The sequence below is a fragment of the Endozoicomonas sp. genome (assembly GCF_031844845.1).
GTDB lineage: Bacteria > Pseudomonadota > Gammaproteobacteria > Pseudomonadales > Endozoicomonadaceae > Endozoicomonas.
This window is the reverse complement of record NZ_JAVRMB020000352.1, coordinates 1-5,003: the sequence shown is the minus strand read 5'-3', so window position 1 is coordinate 5,003 and position 5,003 is coordinate 1. Positions and strand designations below refer to the sequence as shown.

Sequence of the window (5,003 nt, the reverse complement as noted above, 5' to 3'; positions counted from 1 at the left end):
ACAGATGATGAAGCACACCCGCAAGGGCGAAGCGCTTTACATGCACTGCCTGCCTGCAGACATCACCGGCGTTTCCTGTAAGGAAGGTGAAGTGACTGAAGGCGTGTTTAACAAATACCTGGTAGACACCTACAAGGAAGCGGGCTGGAAGCCTTATATCATTGCTTCCATGATCCTTAACCGTCGTTTTGCCAACCCGGACGTGGTGCTTGAAAACCTGATGAAGAAAGGCGCTCGTCGTATTGATGCCTGATCTTTTCTGAATCACTCCCTGGCTGGCGTCAGGGAGCGTTTGCCAGCCATGTGGGGGGAAGTACCTTGTCTGAATTCAGTTTATCCATCAAACAGGAGCCTAACCGCTTCTTTAACGGTGAGTCTTCACCACTGTTCAGTACCGAAGTTGCCAGGATTGCCCGTGAATTCCACCAGCGGATTCCCGGCTATAAGCCTACGCCACTTCGCTCTCTTGACCATCTCGCTCAACAGCTCGGCCTCGGCAAAATTCTGGTGAAAGATGAGTCTTATCGTTTTGGCCTGAATGCTTTCAAGGTTCTGGGTGGCTCTTATGCCATTGGCCAGTGTGTCAGTAACAAACTGGGCATACCGCTGGAGCAGTTCAGCTTTGACAGCCTGAAAGGTCAGGAACCCATCACCTTTACCACCGCCACCGATGGCAACCATGGCCGTGGCGTTGCCTGGGCCGCCATGCAGCTGGGGCAGAACGCTGTTATTTATATGCCCAAAGGTGCGGCTCAGGAACGGGTAGATAACATTCGTCGTTTAGGTGCGGAATGTATTGTCACCGATCTTAACTATGACGATGCCGTCCGTCTTGCCTGCAAAAATGCCGATAATAATGGCTGGCTGATGATTCAGGACACTGCCTGGGAAGGTTATACCGAAATTCCCGCGTGGGTCATGCAGGGTTACATGACCATGGCTGACGAAGCGGTTGAGCAGATGCAGGCCATGGGTATTGAACGACCAACTCATACTATTCTTCAGGCCGGCGTTGGCGCCATGGCCGGTGGTGTGCTGGGTTATCTGGCCAATCGTTTTGGTGCGGATCGCTTTACCGGTATCACGGCTGAACCTCACGAGGCTGATTGTATTTATCAATCTGGCTGTAGCGGTGATGGCGCTGCCGTTAATGTCACCGGTGACCTGGACACCATTATGGTGGGGCTGGCCTGTGGTGAACCTAACTCGCTGGGCTGGGAAATATTGAAAAATTGCAGCCGTCACTTCCTGTCGGTTGAAGACCGCACCGCAGCCATCGGCATGCGTGTTCTCGCCAGCCCAATAGCCGGTGATGAGCGGGTAATTTCCGGAGAGTCTGGCGCTATTGGTGTCGGCACACTGTACGCCATTGCCCATCATCCCGATGCCAAAACCATCATGAAAGACCTGGGGCTGGATCAGAACTCCGTGGTGCTGCTGTTTAACACCGAAGGCGATACTGACCCCGTGAATTATCAGGATGTGGTCTGGGAAGGTAAATACGGCATCTGATTAAAAACAATCTCGTTCCCACGCTTTTAGGCCCTATGGGTCCTGCGTGGGAGCGAGGCTTAAAAACAAACAAGGATATACGACCATGACTAAAGAACTGAACATCCCTTTTTCTGAAATCCTGAAAAAAGCCGAAGAATACAAGCCAGATATGACCCGTTTCCTGCGGGACATGATTGCCATCCCCAGCGAATCCTGCGACGAAGAAAAAGTCGTACTTCGCATCAAGGAAGAGATGGAAAAAGTTGGCTTTGACAAGATAGAAATCGACCCACAGGGCAACATCCTTGGCTACATTGGCCACGGCAAACACGTGATCGCCATGGATGCCCACATTGATACTGTAGGCGTGGGCAACCTGGACAACTGGACCTTCGACCCTTATCAGGGTTACGAAGATGAAGAAACCATCGGTGGCCGTGGTGCTTCCGATCAGGAAGGCGGCATGGCTTCCATGGTTTACGCCGGCAAGATCATCAAGGACCTGGGACTGGAAGACGACTTCACTCTGGTAGTGACCGGCACCGTTCAGGAAGAAGACTGCGACGGCCTGTGCTGGCAGTACATCATCAACGAAACCGGCCTGCGTCCTGAGTTCGTAGTCAGCACCGAACCTACTGACTGCAACATCTATCGCGGACAGCGCGGACGTATGGAAATCCGTGTAGAAGTCGCCGGTGTCAGCTGCCACGGTTCTGCACCAGAGCGCGGCGATAACGCCATCTTCAAGATGGGCCCGATCCTGAATGAGATCAAAGAACTGGCCAACCACCTGGGCGATGATGAGTTCCTGGGTAAAGGTACCCTGACTGTTTCTGAAGTGTTCTCCACCTCCCCAAGCCGTTGTGCCGTTGCTGACAGCTGCGCCATCTCTATCGACCGTCGTCTGACCTGGGGTGAAAGCTGGGAAGGTGCGCTGGAAGAAATTCGTGCACTGCCTGCGGTTCAGGAAGCTGGCGGCAAGGTCACCATGTACAACTATGACCGTCCAGCCTACACCGGACTGGTTTATGAAACTGAGTGCTACTTCCCTGCATGGGTTCTGCCTGAAGACCACATGGTGACCAAGGTTACCGGTGACTGCTTTGAGCTCCTCTTTGACAAGAAGCCTGTGGTTGATAAGTGGACCTTCTCTACCAACGGTGTCTCCATCATGGGTCGTTACGGCATCCCTGTCGTTGGCTTTGGACCGGGTAAAGAGCCTGAAGCTCATGCTCCAGATGAGAAGACCTGGAAAGATCACCTGGTGAAGTGTGCTGCCATGTACGCTGCGATTCCGGGCATGTATCTGCATAACCTGGAAGAAAAATAACAAGGAACGAAGAGAAACGCCTCGTTCCCACGCAGGACCCACAGGGCCTAAAAGCGTGGGAACGAGAAATACCACCGTCGTCATTCCCGCGAAGGCGGGAATCCATCGCTAGCAGTGGATCCCCGCCTTCGCGGGGATGACGGATGGGGGGGATATTTGCCCTTTTGCGACACCCGCCTTCGAGGTTGTCGCAAAACCCTCGTTCCCATGCTCCGCGTGGGAATGCATACGGATTTGGCCGCATGTACAGAAACCTCTCCTTGCCCGAATCTGTGGGGGTTTCAGGCTGGTTATTCACTTGTGGCGAGTACGGTATGCATTCCCACGCAGGACCCCCAGGGCCTAAAAGCATGGGAACGAGGTGTTCGGAGGGTTTTGCGACAACCTCCTTCGCGGGGATGACTGTGGGGTATTAATTTGCCTTTTTACGACAACCTCAAGACCGTGGGAACAAGAAACCCTTTTCTTCCGTGTCTTTGTGGTTCAAATCAGTTAAGCCAAAAAAGGTAAGGGACCATGAATGTCCTTATAAAAAACGCAACGCTAGTGAATGCGGATACCAGTGAGCGAGCAGATTTACTGACTCGCAACGGTATCATTGAACGTATTGCTCCCCATATCGAATTGCCTGAGGGAGATAATGACACAGAAATCATCAACGCCGCCGGTCACTATGTGATACCTGGCGGCGTTGACGTTCATACTCATCTGAATATTGATGTGGGTATTGCCCAGAGCTGTGATGACTTCTACAGCGGCACGGTGTCAGCAGCCTGCGGTGGAACAACCACCATTGTTGACCACATGGGCTTTGGTCCGGCAGGCTGCTCTTTGCACCACCAGCTGGAGCGCTACCACGAATTTGCCCGTGACAAGGCGGTCATTGATTACAGCTTCCACGGCACTATCCAGCATATAGACGACAGTATTCTTGAAGAGATGGAGTCCATGGTGCTGGAAGAAGGAATCTCCAGTTTCAAACTCTACCTGACCTATGGCTACAAACTGGATGACGGTCAGGTTCTGGCCGCACTGGAACGATTGAATCAACTCAATGCCCTGACCTGCGTTCATCCGGAAAATGATGGTGCTATTCGTTTTCTGAAAGAGAAAATTCTGGCGCAGGGATCTAATGCCCCTATTTATCATGCGCTAAGTCGACCACCGGAGTGCGAAGCAGAAGCTGTTGGTCGTATGATCAATCTGGCTACGCTGGCTGGTGATGCCCCTCTTTATATTGTTCACCTCTCCAACGGCATTGGTCTGGAATATATTCGCCAGGCCCACCAGCGAGGACAGGCGGTGTTTGCAGAAACCTGTCCGCAGTATCTGTTACTGGATATCAATCGCTACAACAGCTCCACCAGTGAGAGCGATAGCAATGCACACCCTTATGATGAAGGACTCAAATTCATCATGAGCCCCCCGCTTCGTGACCACTATCATCAGAATCAACTCTGGAAGGGCCTGATGGATGGTTCCATCAGTACGGTGGCCACCGATCACTGCGCATTTACCATGGCGCAAAAACGGGCGGGAAGGGATGGTTTCCAGTATTGCCCCAACGGGGTTCCCGGCGTGGAAAACCGAATTCCACTGCTCTTTTCGGAAGGCGTTATGAAAGACCGCCTGTCCATTAATCACTTTGTTGAACTGGTCAGCACCCGTCCGGCACAGCTTTTCGGACTTTATCCCCGTAAGGGCCTGATTGCCGAAGGGGCTGATGCGGATCTGGTCATCATCGATCCCAGGCGGGAAGTCACTCTCAGCCAGCAGCTTATGCATGGTCGCTCTGACTATTGCCCTTATGAGGGCATGAAGTTGCAGGGCTATCCCGTGATGACCCTGTCCCGGGGAGAGATCATTGTCCGGGATGGTCAGTTCACCGGCACTCCCGGTCACGGGCAGTTCATCCATCGCAAACCATTGGATGAAGGTTTCAGGTATTGGGGTGACACTCCCCGCCTTACCAGGTGAGGCTTCTTTCTGACTTCACAGGCTACTGCCAGTTTATAACAACTGGACTTACACAGAAGCCTCCATCAGCAGTAACCGGGTGCCCCTCGGTTATTTTGTAATAACTTGTAGCACTGTAAAACAGTCATCGACTGATTATCGTCAACGACTGTTTTACTGATAAATCTGGAGAGACTCCAGACCATGACAAGAAATACACAAG

At 52.4% G+C, this 5,003-nt stretch carries 3 protein-coding genes and 1 pseudogene; all 4 read left to right on the top strand.

Annotated features, from left to right (window positions below; genetic code table 11):
- Nucleotides 1–253 (top strand): annotated as a pseudogene (locus RM811_RS19300) (knotted carbamoyltransferase YgeW); the annotation flags it as partial.
- A gap of 65 nt (nt 254–318) precedes the next feature.
- Nucleotides 319–1,512 (top strand): diaminopropionate ammonia-lyase, encoded by a 1,194-nt coding sequence (gene dpaL / locus RM811_RS19295; RefSeq protein WP_402527469.1) that lies wholly within the window; start codon nt 319–321, stop codon nt 1,510–1,512.
- An 85-nt stretch (nt 1,513–1,597) separates the two neighbouring features.
- Entirely contained in the window at nt 1,598–2,824 is a 1,227-nt protein-coding gene (locus RM811_RS19290; protein WP_402527467.1) for a YgeY family selenium metabolism-linked hydrolase, read from the top strand.
- Nucleotides 2,825–3,340: 516 nt separating this feature from the next.
- Complete coding sequence (gene hydA / locus RM811_RS19285) at nt 3,341–4,801, top strand: dihydropyrimidinase (protein WP_402527465.1); 1,461 nt, start codon at nt 3,341–3,343, stop codon at nt 4,799–4,801.
- The last annotated feature ends 202 nt before the right edge of the window (nt 4,802–5,003 follow it).

Coding starts and splice junctions, on each gene's coding strand:
- RM811_RS19290 (WP_402527467.1), top strand. CDS start 1,598: ATGACTAAAGAACTGAACATCCCTTTTTCTGAAATCCTGAAAAAAGCC.
- hydA (WP_402527465.1), top strand. CDS start 3,341: ATGAATGTCCTTATAAAAAACGCAACGCTAGTGAATGCGGATACCAGT.